Genomic DNA, 381 nt, shown 5'->3' with positions numbered 1-381 from the left:
GCAAGGATACCCTCGAGGGCGATGCCGGCGACGATCTCGTCGATGGCGGCAGCGAAGACGACCAACTCACCGGCGGCACCGGCGACGACACGGTTCTGGCCGGCGCCGGCAACGACGTCATCGTTACCGGGCCGAGCAGCGAAGAAGCCCGCCAGGCACAGGCATCGCAAGCATCACCGGCTGCCGCCACCACCGACACCACCGACGACGGCGACGACCATTATTCCGGCGGTACCGGCTTCGACACGCTCGATGCCAGCGCCACCACGAACACCATTGTCGTCGACCTCGAACAGGGCACGGCGTCAGGCGAAGAGATCGGCTCCGACACGCTCGACAGCATCGAGGCGGTCATCGCCGGCGCAGGTGACGACCAGCTCT

Annotated in this window: 1 pseudogene; it reads left to right on the top strand. The window is 67.2% G+C overall.

What is annotated here, in order from left to right:
* Positions 1-381: pseudogene (locus BLJAPNOD_RS35540) on the top strand (calcium-binding protein); the annotation flags it as partial.

The organism is Ensifer sp. M14 (assembly GCF_003355565.1).
Classification (GTDB): Bacteria; Pseudomonadota; Alphaproteobacteria; order Rhizobiales; family Rhizobiaceae; genus Ensifer.
This window is presented reverse-complemented; position numbering and strand designations above follow the sequence as displayed.